This window comes from Brevibacterium sp. CSND-B09, from assembly GCF_052906525.1.
In genome coordinates this window covers 1,978,444-1,996,595 of the sequence record NZ_JBREGI010000001.1, presented here as the reverse complement: position 1 = coordinate 1,996,595, position 18,152 = coordinate 1,978,444, and the positions used below count along the sequence as shown (strand labels likewise).

At 65.8% G+C, this 18,152-nt stretch carries 15 protein-coding genes; 9 read left to right on the top strand and 6 right to left on the bottom strand.

What is annotated here, in order from left to right:
- Nucleotides 1-102: 102 nt before the first annotated feature.
- Nucleotides 103-1,248, bottom strand: a complete 1,146-nt coding sequence (locus tag ACU4IU_RS09005; RefSeq protein ID WP_446656497.1) for an acyl-CoA dehydrogenase family protein — start codon at nt 1,246-1,248, stop codon at nt 103-105.
- A 62-nt stretch (nt 1,249-1,310) separates the two neighbouring features.
- Entirely contained in the window at nt 1,311-2,144 is an 834-nt protein-coding gene (locus tag ACU4IU_RS09000; protein WP_139909571.1) for an enoyl-CoA hydratase-related protein, read from the bottom strand.
- 225 nt (nt 2,145-2,369) lie between these two features.
- Here ACU4IU_RS09000 and ACU4IU_RS08995 point away from each other — a divergent pair, with 225 nt between their 5' ends.
- Entirely contained in the window at nt 2,370-3,008 is a 639-nt protein-coding gene (locus ACU4IU_RS08995) for a hypothetical protein (RefSeq protein WP_446656496.1), read from the top strand.
- A 171-nt stretch (nt 3,009-3,179) separates the two neighbouring features.
- Here ACU4IU_RS08995 and ACU4IU_RS08990 read toward each other — a convergent pair whose 3' ends face one another.
- Nucleotides 3,180-6,503, bottom strand: coding sequence for a S41 family peptidase (locus tag ACU4IU_RS08990; RefSeq protein ID WP_446656495.1), 3,324 nt, complete (start codon nt 6,501-6,503; stop codon nt 3,180-3,182).
- 87 nt (nt 6,504-6,590) lie between these two features.
- Here ACU4IU_RS08990 and argS point away from each other — a divergent pair, with 87 nt between their 5' ends.
- Nucleotides 6,591-8,330, top strand: a complete 1,740-nt coding sequence (gene argS / locus ACU4IU_RS08985) for an arginine--tRNA ligase (RefSeq protein ID WP_446656494.1) — start codon at nt 6,591-6,593, stop codon at nt 8,328-8,330.
- Complete coding sequence (locus ACU4IU_RS08980) at nt 8,327-9,613, top strand: MFS transporter (RefSeq protein ID WP_446656493.1); 1,287 nt, start codon at nt 8,327-8,329, stop codon at nt 9,611-9,613. Before argS ends, ACU4IU_RS08980 begins: the two co-directional genes overlap by 4 nt.
- A 206-nt stretch (nt 9,614-9,819) precedes the next feature.
- Here the strand turns inward: ACU4IU_RS08980 and ACU4IU_RS08975 are convergent, their stop codons facing one another.
- Nucleotides 9,820-10,560 (bottom strand): hypothetical protein, encoded by a 741-nt coding sequence (locus tag ACU4IU_RS08975; RefSeq protein ID WP_229664020.1) that lies wholly within the window; start codon nt 10,558-10,560, stop codon nt 9,820-9,822.
- Nucleotides 10,561-10,735: 175 nt separating this feature from the next.
- Here ACU4IU_RS08975 and ACU4IU_RS08970 point away from each other — a divergent pair, with 175 nt between their 5' ends.
- The gene (locus ACU4IU_RS08970) at nt 10,736-11,278 is read left to right on the top strand and encodes a peptidylprolyl isomerase (RefSeq protein WP_139467639.1); all 543 of its coding nucleotides are present in this window, start codon (nt 10,736-10,738) and stop codon (nt 11,276-11,278) included.
- Between the two features lie 38 nt (nt 11,279-11,316).
- A complete protein-coding gene (locus ACU4IU_RS08965) occupies nt 11,317-12,018 on the top strand; it encodes a rhomboid family intramembrane serine protease (protein WP_446656492.1) in 702 nt (233 codons plus the stop codon).
- A gap of 431 nt (nt 12,019-12,449) precedes the next feature.
- Here the strand turns inward: ACU4IU_RS08965 and ACU4IU_RS08960 are convergent, their stop codons facing one another.
- Entirely contained in the window at nt 12,450-13,172 is a 723-nt protein-coding gene (locus ACU4IU_RS08960) for a cell division protein CrgA (protein ID WP_259358048.1), read from the bottom strand.
- 264 nt (nt 13,173-13,436) lie between these two features.
- On the opposite strand from ACU4IU_RS08960, the gene ACU4IU_RS08955 reads away from it, so the two are divergent.
- The 4 genes from ACU4IU_RS08955 (at nt 13,437) to ACU4IU_RS08940 (ending at nt 16,127) form a co-directional block, all read left to right on the top strand.
- A complete protein-coding gene (locus ACU4IU_RS08955; RefSeq protein WP_446656491.1) occupies nt 13,437-14,645 on the top strand; it encodes a class E sortase in 1,209 nt (402 codons plus the stop codon).
- Nucleotide 14,646: 1 nt separating this feature from the next.
- Complete coding sequence (locus ACU4IU_RS08950; protein WP_167443994.1) at nt 14,647-14,814, top strand: hypothetical protein; 168 nt, start codon at nt 14,647-14,649, stop codon at nt 14,812-14,814.
- Nucleotides 14,811-15,455, top strand: a complete 645-nt coding sequence (locus ACU4IU_RS08945) for an anthranilate synthase component II (RefSeq protein WP_446656490.1) — start codon at nt 14,811-14,813, stop codon at nt 15,453-15,455. The genes ACU4IU_RS08950 and ACU4IU_RS08945 overlap by 4 nt, the downstream gene beginning before the upstream one ends.
- 159 nt (nt 15,456-15,614) lie before the next feature.
- The gene (locus ACU4IU_RS08940; RefSeq protein WP_139467643.1) at nt 15,615-16,127 is read left to right on the top strand and encodes a GyrI-like domain-containing protein; all 513 of its coding nucleotides are present in this window, start codon (nt 15,615-15,617) and stop codon (nt 16,125-16,127) included.
- A 91-nt stretch (nt 16,128-16,218) separates the two neighbouring features.
- Here ACU4IU_RS08940 and pknB read toward each other — a convergent pair whose 3' ends face one another.
- A complete protein-coding gene (gene pknB / locus ACU4IU_RS08935; protein WP_446656489.1) occupies nt 16,219-18,102 on the bottom strand; it encodes a Stk1 family PASTA domain-containing Ser/Thr kinase in 1,884 nt (627 codons plus the stop codon).
- Nucleotides 18,103-18,152 lie beyond the last annotated feature (50 nt).

The following is an 18,152-nucleotide window of genomic DNA, read 5'->3' as shown; positions in this document are numbered from 1 at the left end:
GTCCTTCCAGTCGTGTGTCTGATGCTGCGGTTGGAATGTGAGCCGTGCGAGAGGAGTGCCAGTGGAGAAGCTATGGGTGGGACCGGTTTGTGTTCTTCCCGGTCAGGGGGCGTATTCGCGACCGGCGGAGCTGCGGGCGATGATGAGCTTCATGATCTGGGCGGTGCCGTCGCCGATCTGCATGCCGAGCACGTCGCGCAGTCGCTTCTCGACGTCGCGGTCCTGTTTGTAGCCGTTCTGCCCGTGCAGAAGCAGGCTCTGATGTACCGCGTGATAGGCCTCGAGCGGGGCCCACCACTTGCACATGGCAGCCTGAGAGGTGTGCGGGTGGCCCTCGTCGCCGAGGCGCAGTGTGTCCAGGCATAGCAGTCGGGCCGCCGCCATCTTCGTCTCCGCCTCGGCCAGGGGGAAGGAGACCCCTTGGAACTTCGACAGCGGCTGATCGAAGGCCTCACGTCCCTTGACGTAGGCCCAGGCGTCCTCGATCGCGCGCGTCGCAGTCCCCGTGCACTGCAGTCCGATGAGAGCTCGGGAGAAGTCGAATCCCTGCATGACCTGGGTGAATGCTCCACCGACCTCGCCGAGGAGGTGGTCGGCGGGCACACGGACATCGGTGAAGTCCACGCTGCCGCGAGCGACGGCCGCCTGACCCATGTCGATGATGGGGTTCCGGGTGACTCCGGGGGCGTCGAGGTCGACGAGGAACGCCGAGATGCCCTTTCCGCGCCCCGCCTCGGGGTCGGTGCGGGCGAAGATCACCGTTGCCGTCGAGGTCATGGCCAGCGACATCGACTTCGTGCCGTTGACGATCCAGTCGTCGCCGTCCCGCCGAGCCGTGGTCGAGGGGTTTCCGGCGTCCGAACCAGCCTCCGGTTCGGAGAGTCCGATGGCCACCGTTTCGTCACCAGCTGTGATGAGGCGGCAGTAGTGGGAGGCCACCTCGGTGCTGGCATTGCGGGCGATGACCTGTCCGATGAGGGATCCGACGACCTGGACATAGGCGACGGTGAGGTCTCCACGGGCGATGGCCTCGGTGACGAGACCCGCGGTGACCTTGGTCAGCCCGGTCCCGCCGAGGTGGGTCGGCAGTTCGGGGGCGATGAGACCGGCGCGGCCCATCTCCCGGGTGATATCGGCACCGATGCGGCCGGCGGCTTCGCGTTCGCGGGCCTCGCTGATGAGCCGCTCCTCGAATCCGGCCGCCGCATCGAGCAGGGTCTGCGTATCGGGGGTGAGAGTCGTGTCCACGGGAATCCTCTGTGCTGTCAGGGTCTGTGCGGGTGGGATCTGTGCCGGCGGGGCGCCGGGGGTCAGTACGCGCCGTCGAAGCGACTGAAGTCCGGATCACGCTTTTCCGCGAAGGCGGCCGCTCCTTCGTGTGATTCGGGCGAGTGCGCGTAGAGGTCGAGGGCGCTCATGGCGAGGTTCGTGAAGCCGGTCTGCATCTCGGAATCGGCGTTGAACGACTGCTTGAGGAAGCGCAGCGCCGTCGGAGCCTTGAGACCGAGGGCTCGGGCACGTTCCTTGGCGCGGGGCATGAGCTCTTCGGCGTCGACGACCTCGTTGGCCAGACCCCAGGATTCGGCCTTCTGTGCGTCGATGAGTTCGCAGAAGTACCACATCTCACGGGCGCGCTTCTCGCCGATGACACGGGCGAGGAAAGCCGAGCCGTAGCCGGCGTCGAAGGATCCGACCTTGGGACCGGCCTGGCCGAAGCGCGCGTGTGCGGCCGCAATCGTGATGTCGCAGAGGGTGGAGAGCACGTTTCCGCCGCCGATGGCGACACCGTTGACCGCGGAGATCACCGGTTTCGGCACCGAGCGGATGACCTTGTGGAGTTCGGAGATGCGGAACATGCCGTAGCGGCTGGGGCCGTAGTCGCCGGTCTGCGCCTTCTGTTTGACGTCGCCGCCGGCGCAGAAGGACTTCTGCCCGGAACCGGTGAGGATGATCGAGCGGACGCGGTTGTCGCCCCAGGCGAGAGTGAAGGCTTCGATGAGTTCGTCGACGGTCTGCGACCGGAACGAATTGAAGGAATCGGGCCGGTTGATCGTGATGACCGCGAAGGTCTCTTCCACTTCGTAGAGGATGTCGTCGAAATCCGTGGCTGCGGTCTGCTGAGTCGGGTTGGTGGATGTTGGCATCGTTGCCTCCTCGAACGAAAAATGAATCTATGTTCACACCTAGTGAACATCAGTTCACGAACAAGGTCAAGAGTTGCGGTGCCGGAAGATTCTTGTGAGTTCGCCGAGTTTCCTCCGTCCGCATCGGAACGACGGTGCACTGGTGGAAGAATGTTGCCGGCAAGGGTGCCGACAGAATGCACTGCTCGGGTGCCGGCCGATCCGAACCCCGGCAATGGGTCGGGCGTGGCTGACGATGACGACGAGAGACGGACGACGATGACCGCTGTAGAACCTGGGCCGAACGGCTCGACGTCACCGAGGGGCAGGCAGACAGCTGCCGGTGCGGAGATCGGGGCGCTCATCGGCGCCGGCTTCGGGCTGCTGTTCGTCATCATCAACACCGGCCAGTTCTCGACCCTGGGGCGCACGCTTGTCATCGCGGTCGGCGTCATCGTCTTCGCCGGCATCGCGGTCCTCGCGGTTCGCGGACTGCTGCGGAACCGTGGTGGAGGCGGCCGCCTCGGCGAATCGGGTACCCGTGGTCGTCGGGAACCGCCGTTCGGTCGCGCCTACTGGATCATCGTGCTCATCGAGGCGGTTCTCCTGTTCGCCGGAGCCCGACTGCTCACGAGCCTCGGCCATCCGGAGCTCGGAGTGGCGTGGGTGGCAGTGGTCGTCGGCACTCATTTCTATGCGCTCGGCCGCGTATTCGGGCTCGACCGCTTCCATGTGCTCGCCACCGTGGTCACTCTCTGCGGTATCGGCGGATTCATCGCATTCTTCGCCGCGGCTCCGGCGTTCATTCCGGTCATCAGCGGCGTGATCTCGGGCTTCGTGCTGCTCGCCTTCGGCATGTGGGCCCTCGTCCCGACCGAGCGGTAGGGCACTGGCATGCATCGAGTTTCGTTCGGTTCGTCATCGGGTTCTGATCCAGTCATCGAGTTTTCTCCCGATGACTGGATCAGAACCCGATGACTCCCCACGAGGTGGCCCGGCCGGGCGGCTCCTCACGTCGCTTCGCGTGCGCTCGTGGCCACTCGGCGGGGCGGGAGGTCAGTCCTCGGCGGGGGCTTCGGGGACCCCGGCGCCGTCCTTCTTCAGCGGCTGCACGCGCGGGGGTGGGAACTCCGGAGCCTGGGCGGCGGGACGGGCTTCCAGCCCGGCGAACACCTCGGCGATGGCGCGGTCGAGCTGCGGATCGTCGGCGGCGAAGAGCTGACCGGGATCGTGCTCGACCTCGATATCGGGGTCGACGCCGTAGTTCTCCACACTCCAGCCCTTGCCCTCGATCCAGAAGGCATAGCGCGGCTGCGTCACTCCGGTGCCATCGACGAGATCGTAGCGACCGTCGATGCCGACGACTCCGCCCCACGTGCGCACGCCGATCACCGGGCCGATGCCCTTGGCCTGCACGCGCGCGTTGATGATGTCGCCGTCGGAGCCGGAGAACTCGTTGGCCACGAACACCACCGGGCCGCGCGGAGCATCCTCGGGGTCCCGGTCCATCTGGTCATAGCTGCGAGCCGCACCCCAGGCAACCACCTGATCGGCGAAGCGTTCGGCCACCAGAGCACTCGTGTGCCCGCCTCGGTTGAACCGCACATCGGCGATGACGCCCTCGCAGCCCATGGCCTGCCGCAGATCCCGGTGCATCTGCGCCCACCCGTAGGAGGTCATGTCCGGGACATGCACATAGCCGATGCGGCCGGATGACTTCTCGGCCACATACTCCCGGCGGGAGCGCACCCAATCCTGATAGCGCAGCTTCTCCTCGGTGGGCAGTGGAATCACGGCGACCGCGCGGTCCTTGCGACCGCGGCGCAGAGTCAGCTCGACGATTGTGTCCGCGGCCCCCTGCAGATGAGCGGCGGGACCGGCCGCCTCGTCGACGGGCTGACCATTGACAGCAACGATGACATCGCCGGGCTGCGCTCCGACTCCGGCCTGGCGCAGCGGCGACCTAGCCCCCGGTTCACTGCTCTCACCGGGAAGGATGCGAGAGATCGTCCAACCCTCAGCGCTCCGCTCAAGATCCGCACCGAGGAATCCGAGCTTCTTCGACCCATCGCCGAGCCCAGACGGCGTGACATAAGCATGCGAGGTGTTGAGCTCGCCCACGGTCTCCCACAGCACGTCGACGAGGTCGTCATGAGTCAGCGCCTTGGCGGCCACAGCACGCCAGCGCAGAGTCACCGACTCCCAATCGACCCCGTTCATGTCCTCGCGCCAATAGTGGTCGCGCATGATCCGGGAGTTCTCCTCGAACATCTGCAGCCATTCGGCCCGACGGTCGAGCTCGAATCGCAGACGCGAGAGATCGACGGAGACGTTGTCATCATCGTCGGTCTCGACCTTCCGGTTCGCCGGGACCACGCTGATCGCGTCGTCGCTGCGCACGACGAGCAGCTTGCCGTCTCCGGAGATCTCATACTCGTCGGCCTTGTCGACGACGGTGCTGACCTTCCGCTTGGCGAAGTCGAAGTACTGGACCACCTCGGCGGGTTTCTCACCGGCGTCTCCGGCCCGTCCGGTGCCGAGTTCACCGGCTTCGACGTCGCCGGTGCGCAGCCAGACGAGACCTCCCTCGGCGGATTCGAGATCCCGGAAGACCCCCGAGGCGACCGGGAACGGCACGATGCGCTCCTCGGCTCCCTCGAGCTCGACCTCGACGGTGGCGGCGGGTTTGTCCCCGCGACCGCGCTCGGACTTCGCCTCCTCGGTGACCTCGCTGATCGCCCATCCGCCGGCGCTCGGTCCGAAGGGCGCAGGTTCATCGGCGGCCAAGGGCAGCAGCCACGGTCGGGTGACGCCGTTGAACGACAGATCGAAGGAATGCTGGTTGTACGAGGGATCGAAGGTGCGATCGGAGAGGAAAGCGACGAACTTCCCGTCCCGGGTGAACGTCGGCGAGAAGTCATTGAACTTGCCCGTCGTCAGCGGCTGGGCCTCGCGATCCGACTTCACCTCGGCGATCATCAGCTGTGCGAGCAGCTCCTCACCCTGCGTCGGCTGCGACCACACGAGGTACTTCCCATCGGGTGAGAACCGCGGATCGCGCGCCTCGCCGTGTCCCGAATGCCCGATCAGACGCGTCCGACCATTGCCCACCTCGACGGTCCGGATCGACCCGTCGTGGGAGATTGTGGCGAGCATCTTCCCCGCCGGATCCGCCTTCAGGTGCAGGACCCGTCCCAGGGCTCCGGCCCCGATTCGCCGAGGCGGCTTGTCCCCGGTCACGGACGCGACCTCGATCGCGTCCTCCCCTTCGACGTCGGTGATGTACGCGGCAAACCCGGTGTCACCGAGGACGAGGGGTTCGCGGGTGCGGATCGACGAATCCGCGCACAGCGCCCGGGCCGGGCCTTCGCGGTGGGCGAGCCAGAAGGTCTTGCCCCGCCATTCCACCACCGAGGCATTGCCTTCTCTGTCGGGGCTGATGTGGTTGAGCCCGGTCTTCGGATCGAGGCTGAGCGGCTGCACCTGAGTCCCCGGCAGAGTCACCGCGAGAGTGCGGACTTCGGCGTCGAGGCTGTCGAGGATCCTGATCTCCCCACGGGAGTGCCAGACGATGCGGGTGCCGTCGGTCGTGGCGTCTCGGACATAGCCCTCGGCCTCGGACTGGTGCGTGAGCTGCCGTGGTTCGACCGAGTCATCACCCGAACTCGCCGAGGTGGCCAGCCCGTCGATGATCCACAGGTTCGCCTGTTCATCGGCATGGTGAGGGAAGGTCGCGGCCCGGTCCGAGGTGAACACGAGCGAATCGCCGACCCACAGCGGGTCGGTCAGAGAGGCCTCGTCCTCGCGCAGCAGCCGCTGCCACCGGGCCCCGGATCCATCTCCGATGCCGGCAGCGTTCGTACTGCCGACTCGATCGAGCCACAGCCTCGGCGCAGTCCCACCCCGGTAGCGCTTCCAGTGCGCGGGCGGACGGGAGAACGGCGTCGACAGAGCGGTCACTCCCGTGTGGTGCCGGGCCAGACCCGAGGCACGACCGAACGACAGCCGATCGACCTCGCCGTCGAGGCTCACGGACTTCACGACATGGTTGCGGACCTCGAACTCCCCGGCATTCGCGCCGACGAGGACATGGGCGGCATCGGCCCACCCGAGCATCGTCATCGCGCTCGACCCCAACCAGGTGAGCCGACGCAGTGACCCGGTGGCCACCTCGGCGACCATGAGCTCCGCCTGGCCGGTGCGGAAGGATACGAACGCGACGTGCGCGGCATCGGGCGAGATCCTCGGTGACCGGACCGGCGCATGATCGGAGGTCAGCCGCCAGGCGCGGCCGCCGGCGGAGGGAACGAGCCAGACATCGTCGTCGGCGGTGAAGGTGATGAGATCGGACTGGATATGGGGATAGCGAAGATAACTCACGTGACCCACATTACAAGCTCGACAGTGCGGCGACCGCGGGCCGGAACCGATGCCCAGGCAACTTGCACCCGGCAATAGAATGGGCACATGCCATCTCTGACTTCTGTGCTCACGGACCGTTTCGCCGCCGCCCTCACCCAGGCCTTCGGTGAGGACTTCGCCGGACGTGACCCCGTCATCCGCAGCAGCCAGTTCGCAGATTTCCAGGCCAATGTGGCCCTGCCGCTGGCCAAGGAGCTGAAGTCGAAGCCGCGCGATATCGCCGCACAGATCGTCGAGAACCTCGACCTCGAGAGCGTGTGCGAGGCACCGGAGATCTCCGGACCCGGATTCATCAACCTCACCTTCACCCCGGATTTCCTCGCCTCCACCCTCGAAGCGGGAGGCGCCGCAGCGGCACCGGCAAACGATGCCCCGCAGAAGATCGCCATCGACTACTCGGCCCCGAATGTGGCCAAGGAGATGCACGTCGGGCACCTGCGCACCACCGTCGTCGGCGACGCCCTGGCCCGCACCCACGAATTCCTCGGCAACACGGTCATCCGCCAGAACCACATCGGCGACTGGGGCACCCCCTTCGGCATGCTCATCGAGCACCTCCTCGACGTGGGAGTCGACTCCGACGAAGCCTCCGAAGTGTCCGAGAACCCGAACGCCTTCTACCAGGCGGCCCGGGCGAAGTTCGACTCCGATGAAGCCTTCGCCACCCGTTCCCGGTCCCGCGTCGTCAAACTCCAGGGCGGCGACGAAGAGACCCTGGGACTGTGGACGACGCTCGTCGGCTACTCCCGCGAGTACTTCAACCGCATCTACTCCCTCCTCGACGTCACCCTCACCGATGACGACCTCGCCGGAGAGTCCACCTACAACGACATGCTCGCCGAGGTCTGCGACGAGCTCGAGGCCAAGGGCCTGGCCACGATCTCCGATGGAGCGCTGTGCGTGTTCCCCGAAGGCTTCACCGGCCGTGAGGGCGAACCCCTGCCGCTCATCATCCGCAAGTCCGACGGCGGCTACGGCTACGCCACGACCGACCTCGCGGCCGTCCGCAACCGGGCGATCAACCTCGGTGTGAACCGGGCCCTCTACGTCGTCGGCACCCCGCAGGCCATGCACTTCGAAATGGTCTTCACCGTCGCCCGCGCGGCCGGCTGGCTGCCGGAGACCTTCAGCCCCGAACACGTGAAGATCGGCAATGTGCTCGGATCCGACGGCAAGATCCTGCGCACCCGCTCAGGGGCCCCGCTGCGCCTGGCCGAACTCCTCGAAGAGGCCGTGACCCGGGCGAAGACGACTCTGGCAGAATCACACGTGGACTTCGGCCCCGAGGAGGCCGACGAGGTTGCGCGCATCGTCGGCATCGGCGCGGTCAAGTACGCCGACCTCTCCGTCGCCCACGACACCTCGTACACCTTCGACCTCGACCGGATGCTCGCCCCCATCGGCAACACCGCCCCGTACCTCCAGTACGCCGGTGCCCGCATCCGTTCGATCGGCCGCAAAGCCGAGGCCGAAGGCGTCGATGCCTCCCAGGTCGCGAACGCTGCGATCAGCCTCGGCGAGACGGCCGAACGTGAGCTGGCCCTGTCGATCCTCGGCTTCGCCGATGTGGTCACCGAGGTGGCCGCCGGGTCGACGCCCCACCGCCTGTGCACCTACCTGTTCGATCTCGCCCAGGCATTCACCTCGTTCTACGAGCAGTGCCCGGTGCTCATCGCCGAGACCGAAGAGCTGCGCGACTCCCGTCTGCGGCTCTCGGCGATCGTGCTCGAGGTCCTCCAGGCCGGTCTCGGGGTGCTCGGCATCCGCGTTCCCGAGCGGATGTGAGTTCACCTCACCTGCCCTCCGCGAAGAGGATGCTGCCCTGGATCGTTCTGGGCATCGTCATCCTCGCCCTCAACCTGCGCACCCCGATCATCGCGCCGACGGCGATCCTGCCCGACATCCAGGAAGGCACGGGATTCAGCGCGGCCGGACTCGGTCTCCTCACCGGTCTGCCGGTTCTGCTGTTTGCGCTGGCCACGCCGGTGGCGGGGAAGTTCATCACCCGCCTCGGGGCCGAAACGACGGTTCTCGCCTGTCTGTCCGGTGTCCTGCTGGGCACCGTGCTGCGGTCGGTCGGTCCGTCCTGGCTCGTGCTCGTGGGCACCGGAATCATCGGCCTCGCGATCACCCTGGGCAATATCGTCGTGCCCGTCATCATCCGCCGCGAGGTCCCGTGGGAACAGGTGTCGATGGTCACCGGCCTGTACTCGGCGATGATGAACGTCGGGTCGATGGCCACCCTCATCGGCACCGGCCCGCTGGCCGCGGCCTTCGGCTGGCGCTGGGCGCTGGCCGCATGGGGCGTTCTCGCCCTCGCTGGGCTCGGTTTCTGGATGGTGCTCATCCGCGTGCGCGTGCGCCGCGAGGGGGAGGCCGCCCGCGGTGCCGCGGAGGCCGTCGATTCGACTGACCCTTCCCTCGCCGAGGCGGCCGCCCCCGCCGCGAAGCAGTCGTGGGCCGAGGCTCCCGCCTCCTTCCGAATGATCATCGCCCTGCTCATCATCACGTTCTCCGGGCAGTCGACCGCCTACTACGTGACGACGACCTGGCTGCCGAGCTACCTCGGCGACACGATCGGGCTCGCCCCCACCGCCGCCGGAGGCACGGCATCCCTGTTCCAGATCGCGGCGATCCTCGGCGCCTTCGGAGTGCCGCTGCTGGCAGTGAAGACGAAACCGTGGGTGCCCGTGGCGATCGTCGCAGTCCTCTGGCTGTCGCTGCCCGTGGGTCTGCTGGCAGCACCCGGTGCGTACTGGCTGTGGGCGACTACCGGCGGCATCGCCCAGGGCGGCGGGTTCACCGCGATCTTCTCGATCATCGCCCGCACCGCCGGCAGCGACGCCCAGACCGCGTCAGCATCGGCGCGCGTGCAGTTCGGCGGCTACCTCGCAGCGACCTTGGCTCCGCCGTTCGCCGGTTGGCTCAACACCGCGACCGGTGGGTGGACGGCACCGCTGCTGCTCATCCTCACCGCAACCCTCGCATTCACGATCACCGGTCTCGTGGCCGCCCGCCGTGCCGGAGGCTTCCCCCGCGGTGGGCGCGAGGTCCTCGACCCCGAATAGGCTCGCCCTCCCTAATTACTACCTGACGGCGGCCCAGCAACCTCGCGCCAGGTTGCTGGGCCGCCGTCAGGTAGCAATAAGGAGTCGGCGCTCACAGAAACACCGAGGCGGCCCACCGTAAAACGGTGGGCCGCCTCGGTGACGGTCATGCGAATCCGTGGATTCGCCTGGTGACTGAACAGCGTCACTGATCAGTCGTCAGTGACTCAGTGCTTGGCGTCGGAGCCTTCGGCAGGCTTGACGGCCGGCTTCGGTGCGGGGACCTCGTCCGCGGCCTCAGCCTTGGTCGAGGGCACAGCGGTCTGCGAGACCTCGGTGGCCGCTGCCTGGCGCGAAGCCGGGGTCGAACCGACCGGACGGGCATCGGCGGGACGGTTGTTCGGCAGCGGGGTCGACCAGGGATCCTCGACCGGCTGGGCCTTCTTCCACACGTAGTAGCCGATTCCGGCGGCCGAACCGATGACGAGGGTCCACACAAGTGCGGCCTTTCCGCCACCGGACTTGCGGGCGGTGTCCTTCTCGATGCGCTTTCCGGCGTTGGCGAGAGCCTTGCGGGCCTTCTTCATGGCCTTCTTGTCGCCGGTGAGGCGGACAGCCAGGTCATCGATGAGCTTCGGGGTCTCGGCAGCGGACAGCGAAGTCGCGGCGTTCGATGCGAACTTGCCGGCGCGTTCGGTGGCTTCGGGTCGGTAGGACTCGAGCTTGTCGGCCCAGTCGTGGACCCGATCATTGGCCTTGTCGGCGAGAGCTTCGACCTGCGGACGCGCCTTCTCAGCGAACTCTTCGGCCTTGCCGGCCAGCGCCTCGACCTGGGGGCGAGCCTTGTCTGCGGCCTCACGCAGCTTAGGGGCGGCGTTCTCGCTGGCATCTGCCAGGACTCGGAGCGACGTCTGCTTCGCGGAATCGAGCTTCGAAGTGAGCTGATCTCGAGTGGGCTTCTTCGACATAAACAGTTCCCAATCCTTAGATGTCGGTGGTCAGGTGATCATTGACCAGTCTACGGCCTAGGGGCAACCCTGTGGACAGCGGATGTCATCGAATTGTCTGCGGATCGCCTGACAGGTTGGGCAATGGACCTGGTGCGAAACTGCATTCGCCGTCTCGGCGTGGAAGAATGAAGGCATGACTACAGCTTCGACACATACCGCAGTCCTGCACACCAACCACGGTGACATCACCATCAACCTCTTCGGCAATCATGCTCCGAAGACCGTGGCCAACTTCGTCGAACTCGCCCAGGGTGAGCGTGAGTTCACCGATCCTTCGACCGGCGAGCCGACCAAGCGCCCGTTCTTCGACGGACTCGGCTTCCACCGCATCATCTCGAACTTCATGATCCAGGGCGGCTGCCCGCTGGGCACCGGCACCGGCGGACCCGGCTACACCTTCGATGACGAGATCCACCCCGAACTGCAGTTCGACCGCAAGTACCTGCTGGCCATGGCCAACGCCGGCAAGCAGATGGGACGCGGCACCAACGGCTCGCAGTTCTTCATCACCACCGCTGAGACCCCTTGGCTCAACGGCAAGCACACCATCTTCGGTGAGGTTGCCGATGAAGCCTCGCAGCGGGTCGTCGACGAGATCGAGGGTGTGCGCACCGCTGCGATGGACAAGCCGGTCGAGCCGGTCGTCATCGAGAAGGTCGACGTCACCGCGAAGTGAGTCACTGTCCGTAGAGGACCACTGAGTACCATGGTGTGATGGACACACCTGAGGAGGGCTCGGCACGGGAAACCGGCCGGGCCCTCTCTGCATCCCCGCCGCTGATCACCCGCACGCTCCTCATCGTCACCATCGTGGCGTTCCTCGCGGAGCTCATTCCCGGCCTCGACCTGCTGCGCCGACTGAGCTTCGTGCCTGCGCTCACGCTCGAACAGCCGTGGCGGGTGCTCACGGTCGCCCTCGTCCACGAGGAGCCCTCACCGTTCCATCTGCTGGCGAACATGATCGGACTGTTCTTCTTCGGATCCTTCGTCGAGCGGGCGCTGGGGCATTGGAAGTTCCTGGCCGTCTACATCATCGGCACTGCGGGTGGTTCGGCCATGGTGCTCCTGCTGGCCGATCCCCTCGGCGTCGATTGGGTGACGCATCATATCGGTGCTTCGGGTGCGGTGTTCGCGATCGTCGGTGTCCTCTTGGCCCCGACCCGTCGGCTCGACCGGAACATCGCCGGGGTGCTCGTGTTCGTGGCGCTCAACTTCGGCTATGGATTCCTCGTCGCGGGCGTGTCCTGGGAGTCCCACCTCGGCGGTCTGCTCACCGGGTTCGTGCTCGGGTGTGCGGGGCTGCTCGGGCCACAGCGCTCACGGACGCTCGTGTTCACGTCGGCCGCGGTCGGTCTGGTGGTGCTCCTGGCGGCCGGCGGAGCGTGGAAGCTGGCCGGCCTCTCAGCCCTGCCCTGAGCTAGGAGCTCGAATTCCGAACTCGGCTGAGGCCCTGGACTCAGACGCAGAGTGCGACGTTTTCGTCTGCTGGGCGAAGTCGCACAGGCGCTATCAGGCTTTTACCAGACAAAAGCCGTTTTGTGTGCACTCTGCAGTGGAAAATTCTTTGTCCACAAGCTCTATCCACAACGTGGATAACTTACACCTGTGTGTTTAGCCTGGTCAGAGGCTTAAATTAAGTTTTCCACAAGCGACGCACCCGGCTTGGGTATAACTCGGCGCTTGTGGATTGTTGATGCCGGGGCGCCGCTGCCGGAGCGAGCGGAGCGCCGTTGCCGGTGCGAGCGTGGACCGGTGAATGCAGATTGTCTGGTCGATCCGCGATGATTCCGAGCTCAGAATCACCGCGGATCGACCAGACAATCGTCAGCGATTGCGGCCGGGGTCGGCTACCGCCAGCGTGTGGACATGATCAGACCCGCCACGAAGAAGGCGAAGCCGATGAGGATGTTCCAGTTGCCCCACGCTTCGACGGGGAAAGCGCCCTGGGTGATGTAGAAGGTGACGAGCCAGATCAGACCGATGAGCAGGAGGCCGATGAGGACCGGCAGGAACCAGCTCGGGTTCGGTTTGATGGTCTGCTGCCCCGAAGTCGAGGTGTAGCTCGCCGTCTTGCGACCTTGCGGGCGCTTGGCGGGATTGCCCGACCGGGCCGTGCGCTTGGCGGCCGCACCTTTCGAGCCGGTTGTCTTGGAGGCCGATGATTTGGAATCAGAGGCCTTCGATCCTGAGGTCTTGGAGTCCGAGGTCTTCGACGACTTCGCATCCTTGGCCGACTTCGCGTCCTTGGCCGAGTCGGACTTCGTGGCCGACTTCTCGTCCGTCGACGCCTTGTCCTTCTTTCCGGCGGCCGCGGTCGCTGAGTCCTTCGCGGAAGCTTTTTCGGAGTTCTCTGCGTCCTCATCCGCGGAATCGTCCTTCAGGTCATCCGCAGCAGACTCCGTCGCATCCGACTCGGTGTCGGCAGCTTCGGCGACATCGGTGTCGAGCGATTCGGTCTCGAGTTCCTCGATCTCGGTCGCTTCGACCGTTTCTGCGGATTCGGCCTGCTTCGCCTTGGCCGCCGACGAAGTGCGAGAAGTGCGCTGGGGGCGTCCTTTGGACTTGGCCACAAGTACTCCTTTGTCGGCCGACCGTCTTTGGGGTCGCCGAATGAATGGTTGGGGACGATCGCAGACCAGTCTACTCGGGGCGGGGGTCACAGCGAAAAACTCCGACTACCCTGAAAGCGCCCCGAGCGCGCCCCGAACGATGATTCTCATAGGATAAAGTGCATAGGGGTGTCCCCGCCTGTCTTCTTCGACGGCCCCCGACAATGCAGTGACAGTCACGGAGCAGAAGTGGTGAATAGTTCCTCCTCGGGTAACGAGCCGGGCGTGAATCCGCCCTCGCGACCCACTATCCGTCCTGCTCAGAGACGGCAGGCTCCATCTGACTACGGTGACCAGCAGCTCGGTCACTCCGCCGATCAGTCTGCAGGTGGTTCCGGTGCCGGCGGCGATCAGCCGCTGCCCAGCCGACGCGAGCTGCGACGCAGGGAAGCCGAAGCCGCTGCGGCCCAGGGCGAGCCGACCGCCGTCTACTCCGACGCCCCGCCCGTCTACGAACAGCCCCACTCGACGCACGCTCAGGCAACCCAGGCCATGCCCGCGGTCCCGCAGAACGCTCCCAATGCGGCACAGAACGCCGGTGGCGCGGCCGGCAACGGATCTGCGGCCGCACCCCAGCAGGGCGGACATGCTGCGCACGGCCGCCTCGGCGAGGATCCACGCCAACCTCAGGCCGCACCCCAACCTCAGGGCCGGCCTCAGACCCGCCGCCAGCGACGACGTCAGCCCGTGGAGAAGGAACCGCTGGGCCCGATTCGCGGGACCGTGCGCACCTTCGGCGAACTGTGCATCACGGCCGGTCTCGTCCTCATCCTCTTCGTCGTCTGGCAGCTGTGGTGGACGGACATCCAGGCCAACCGCGACAACGAAGTGCTCGCCGACGAACTCACCCAGGACTGGGCGAACCAGGATCCGAACGAGCTGCCCGATGACCCGGACGAACCCGTGGTCTCCGATCCCGTGGGCAAGAACGAGGCCTTCGGCATCTTCTACATCCCGCGCTTCGGCGACGACTACTACCGCACCGTCGCCGAGGGCGTCGACCTCGAACCCGTGCTCAACCGGATGGGCGTGGGCCGCTACCCGAACTCGGCGATGCCGGGCGAAGTCGGGAACTTCTCCATCGCCGGCCACCGCGTGACCTACGGCAAGCCGCTCAACCAGATCGCGAACCTGCGCCCGGGCGATGAGATCATCGTCCAGACGAAGGACGGCTTCTACACCTACACTTTCCGCAACTTCGACATCATCCTCCCCGATGCCGTCGAAGTGCTCTCGCCCGTGCCCGACGCCCCCGATTTCAAGGGCAAGGATCGGATCCTGACGATGACGGCCTGCAACCCGATGTTCTCCGCCCGGGAACGCTACGTCGCCTACGCCGAACTCACGGACTGGACGCCGGCCAGTGACGGAGCACCGGACAATATCAAGGACTCGAAGGCCTATGACAAGGTCAGCAAGAACGGCGGTGCCTGATATGTACGCATTCATCTGGCGGATCCTCCCGGGCAACTGGGTGGTCAAGCTCATCCTCGCTCTCATCCTCATTGCGGCTGTCGTGCTGCTGCTCATGCAGTACGTCTTCCCCGTGATCGCCCCGTACATGCCCTTCAACAACGCCACAGTGACCGAAGGCGGACAATGACAAAGATCCTCGTCATCGACAACTACGACAGCTTCGTCTACACGCTCGTGTCCTATCTGCGTGAGCTCGGCGCGGATGTCGACGTCGTCCGCAACGACGACATCCCCGCCTCCGCGATCGCGGAGTCCGTGAGCGCCTACGACGGCGTGCTCCTGTCCCCGGGCCCCGGCGTGCCCGCAGAATCAGGAGTCTGCCCGCCCCTTCTGTCCTGGGCGGAGACGGCCGGCATGCCCGTGTTCGGCGTCTGCCTGGGCCATCAGGCACTCGGCGAGGTGTTCGGCGCCGAGGTCACCCATTCTCCCGTGCTCATGCACGGCAAGACCTCGGTCATCACCCACGACGGCGAAGGCATCTTCTTCGGCTGCCCGAGCCCGCTGACCGTCACCCGCTACCATTCGCTGGCGATCGTCGACGAGACTCTCGACCTCGAGAAGTTCGCCGTCACCGCCCGCACCGACGACGGCATCGTTATGGCCATCGAACACCGGGAGAAGCCCCTGTTCGGCGTCCAGTTCCACCCCGAATCCGTGCTCACCGAACACGGCTACCTCATGCTCGGCAACTGGCTCGAGGTGTGCGGTCTCGAAGGCGCCGCCCAGGCGGCGGCAGGCATGTCGCCGCTGGCGACCGCGATCGCCTGAGAATTCCCGCCGATCCCTGTTCTCAGGGTTCTCGCCGAGGCGGCCCATCGTTATGATCGTGAGCACAGTGGTCCCGGTGCTCAGATGATCCGAATCAGCGCCGGGATCCGTGCACGACCTCAAGGGCCGTGCACTGCCGACGAACAGGAGACAGCGACGATGTCAGAACCGACCTATCTGCGCGACGAACCGTTCACCGAACTCACCGTCATCGAGGTCCCTGCCACTCCGGCGGCGGTCGTCGAAGCGCGTGAAGTGCACATGTCAGACCTGCCGGAACTCTTCGATGCCACGTTCTCCGGTCTCTTCCCCGTGCTCTCCGAGGCGGGCCTCGAACCCGCGGGACCGGCCTTCGCCCTCTACACTCGACAGCCGAGCGAAACGGTGGATCTGCAGGTCGGGATCCCCACCTCGGCGGGGCTGACGAATGCGCAGCCGATCGCCGGCGGTCATATCGTCATCCCTGCGGAGCTGCCCGGCGGCTCCATGGCCGTGCGCAGCCACCTCGGCGGATACGACGGCCTCGGGGAGTCATGGGCGCAGCTGCTCAAAGACGCGGTGGCGGCCGGCCACCGTCCGGGACTGCCGTTCATCGAACTCTATGTCACCGAACCCAGCCCCGAGGCGGATCCCGCCGATATGCGCACCGACCTGTTCCTCACCTTGGAGTGAGGAACGGCGTCACCGACGCCCACAGACATACACCGGAGACGACAGCGGCCGGATCAGTCGATGACTGACCCGGCCGCTGTGCGCTGAGAGCTCAGTTGCCGATGATGCCTTCGGACCAGTTGTCGAAGAGCCCTCCACCCATCGAATCCTTGTCCTTCTTGTCCTTATCGCCTTCGTCTCCGTTGTCTCCGCCGTCGTCGCCGGGAGCGGTCGGGATTCCACCGGGGACCGACGGGATCGACGGCGACGGCTCCGGCGGCTTCTTGGCCACCTTCACAGTGATCTCCGAGCCCTGCTTGACCTCGCTTCCGCCGGTCGCTGACTGTTCGAAGACCTTCTTCTCATCGTGTTCGTCGGTCTCGACCTCTTCGGTCTTGCACGTGAGCTGGTACTCATCGCCCTCGAGGGTCTTGCAGGCCTCCTCGGCGGTCTGACCCGTGACGTCGGGGACCTCGACCATGCCCGAGGAGACGACGAGATCGACATTCGAATCGACGTCGACCTCCTGACCGTCACCGGGCTTGGTCTCGATGACGACGCCTTTCTCCACATCCGGGGAATTCTGGGGGATATGGGTGCCGGCCTGCAGCTTCGCGTCGTTGATGATCTTCCGCGCCTGCTCCTCGGTCTTGCCGGTGACATCGGGGATCTTCACGGACTCGGGGCCCGAGGAGATGATCAGCTTGACGACGCTGTCCTTGTCGACCTTCTGACCGCCCGGAGGGTCGGTCTCGATCGCCTTGCCCTCGTCGACTTCGGCGCTGTACTTCTCGTCCGTGTCCACGCGCAGGCCCTGTTGGATGAGCGCGGCCTCGGCTTCATCGGCGTCCATGTTCGCCACATCCGTGACCTCGACCTGGACGATCGGCTCGGGCTTGTTGATCTCGTACACCCACAGGGCCACGGCGGCCAGGGCGAGGAGGACGAAGATGCTGCCGATCCAGACCCAGGCGCGGGAGCGCTTCTGCGGCGGACGTTCCTCCTGATTGGTCATGATCGCCGATACGGGCCCGGTTTCGGGAGTGGGCTCGGCCTCGTTGGCATGAGCCATCGGAGCGGTCATGGGCGGGGCCATCATCGGATACGCCTGCGTGGCCTCGACATCGTCCTCGAAGCTCATGGGACGGCCGTCGCGGGCGGCGAGCACGTCCTCGCGGAAGGTGTAGGCGTCCTGGTAGCGGGCGTCGCGGTCCTTGAGCAGAGCGTGGAGAAGGAGCCGGTCGACGGCCGGTGGGATGTTCGAGTTATAGAAGCTCGGCGGCTGCGGAGTCTCTCCCACGTGCTGGTACGCCACGGCCAGCTGGGAATCGCCGACGAACGGGGGACGACCGGCCAGCAGCTCGTAGAGCAGGCAGGCGGTCGAGTACAGGTCGGAACGGGCGTCGACGACTTCGCCGCGGGCCTGCTCCGGGGAGAGGTACTGGGCGGTGCCCACCACCGACTGGGTCTGCGTCAGTCCCGAATTGTCCTTGAGCGCCCGGGCGATGCCGAAGTCCATGACCTTGATGTCGCCCTCAGGAGTGAGCATGACGTTCGCGGGTTTGATGTCCCGGTGGACGATGCCGTTGCGGTGGGAGTATTCGAGCGGAGCCAGGACTCCAGCGATGACGTTGAGGGCCTCGTCGACGGTGAGTGTGCCGTGCTCGTTGAGGACTTCGCGCAGGGTCTGGCCCTCGACGTATTCCATGACGATGAACGGAACGGACACGGAGGAGCCGCCGGATTCGACGAATTCCTCTTCACCCGAATCGTAGACGGAGACGATTCCGGGATGGTTGAGACCGGCCGCGGACTGGGCCTCGCGCTTGAGGCGGGTGTGGAACGACGGATCGCGGGCGAGATCGGAGCGCAGAAGTTTGATGGCCACGCGACGGCCGAGACGATTGTCGACGCCCTCATGCACTTCTGCCATGCCCCCACGGCCGAGGAGCGCACGAACTTCGTAACGCCCCGACAGCACCTTGGGTTCACTCATGTATGTCCTCCGCTTGTCTCACCCGAGCTTCAGGCTTCATTCTCACCTGA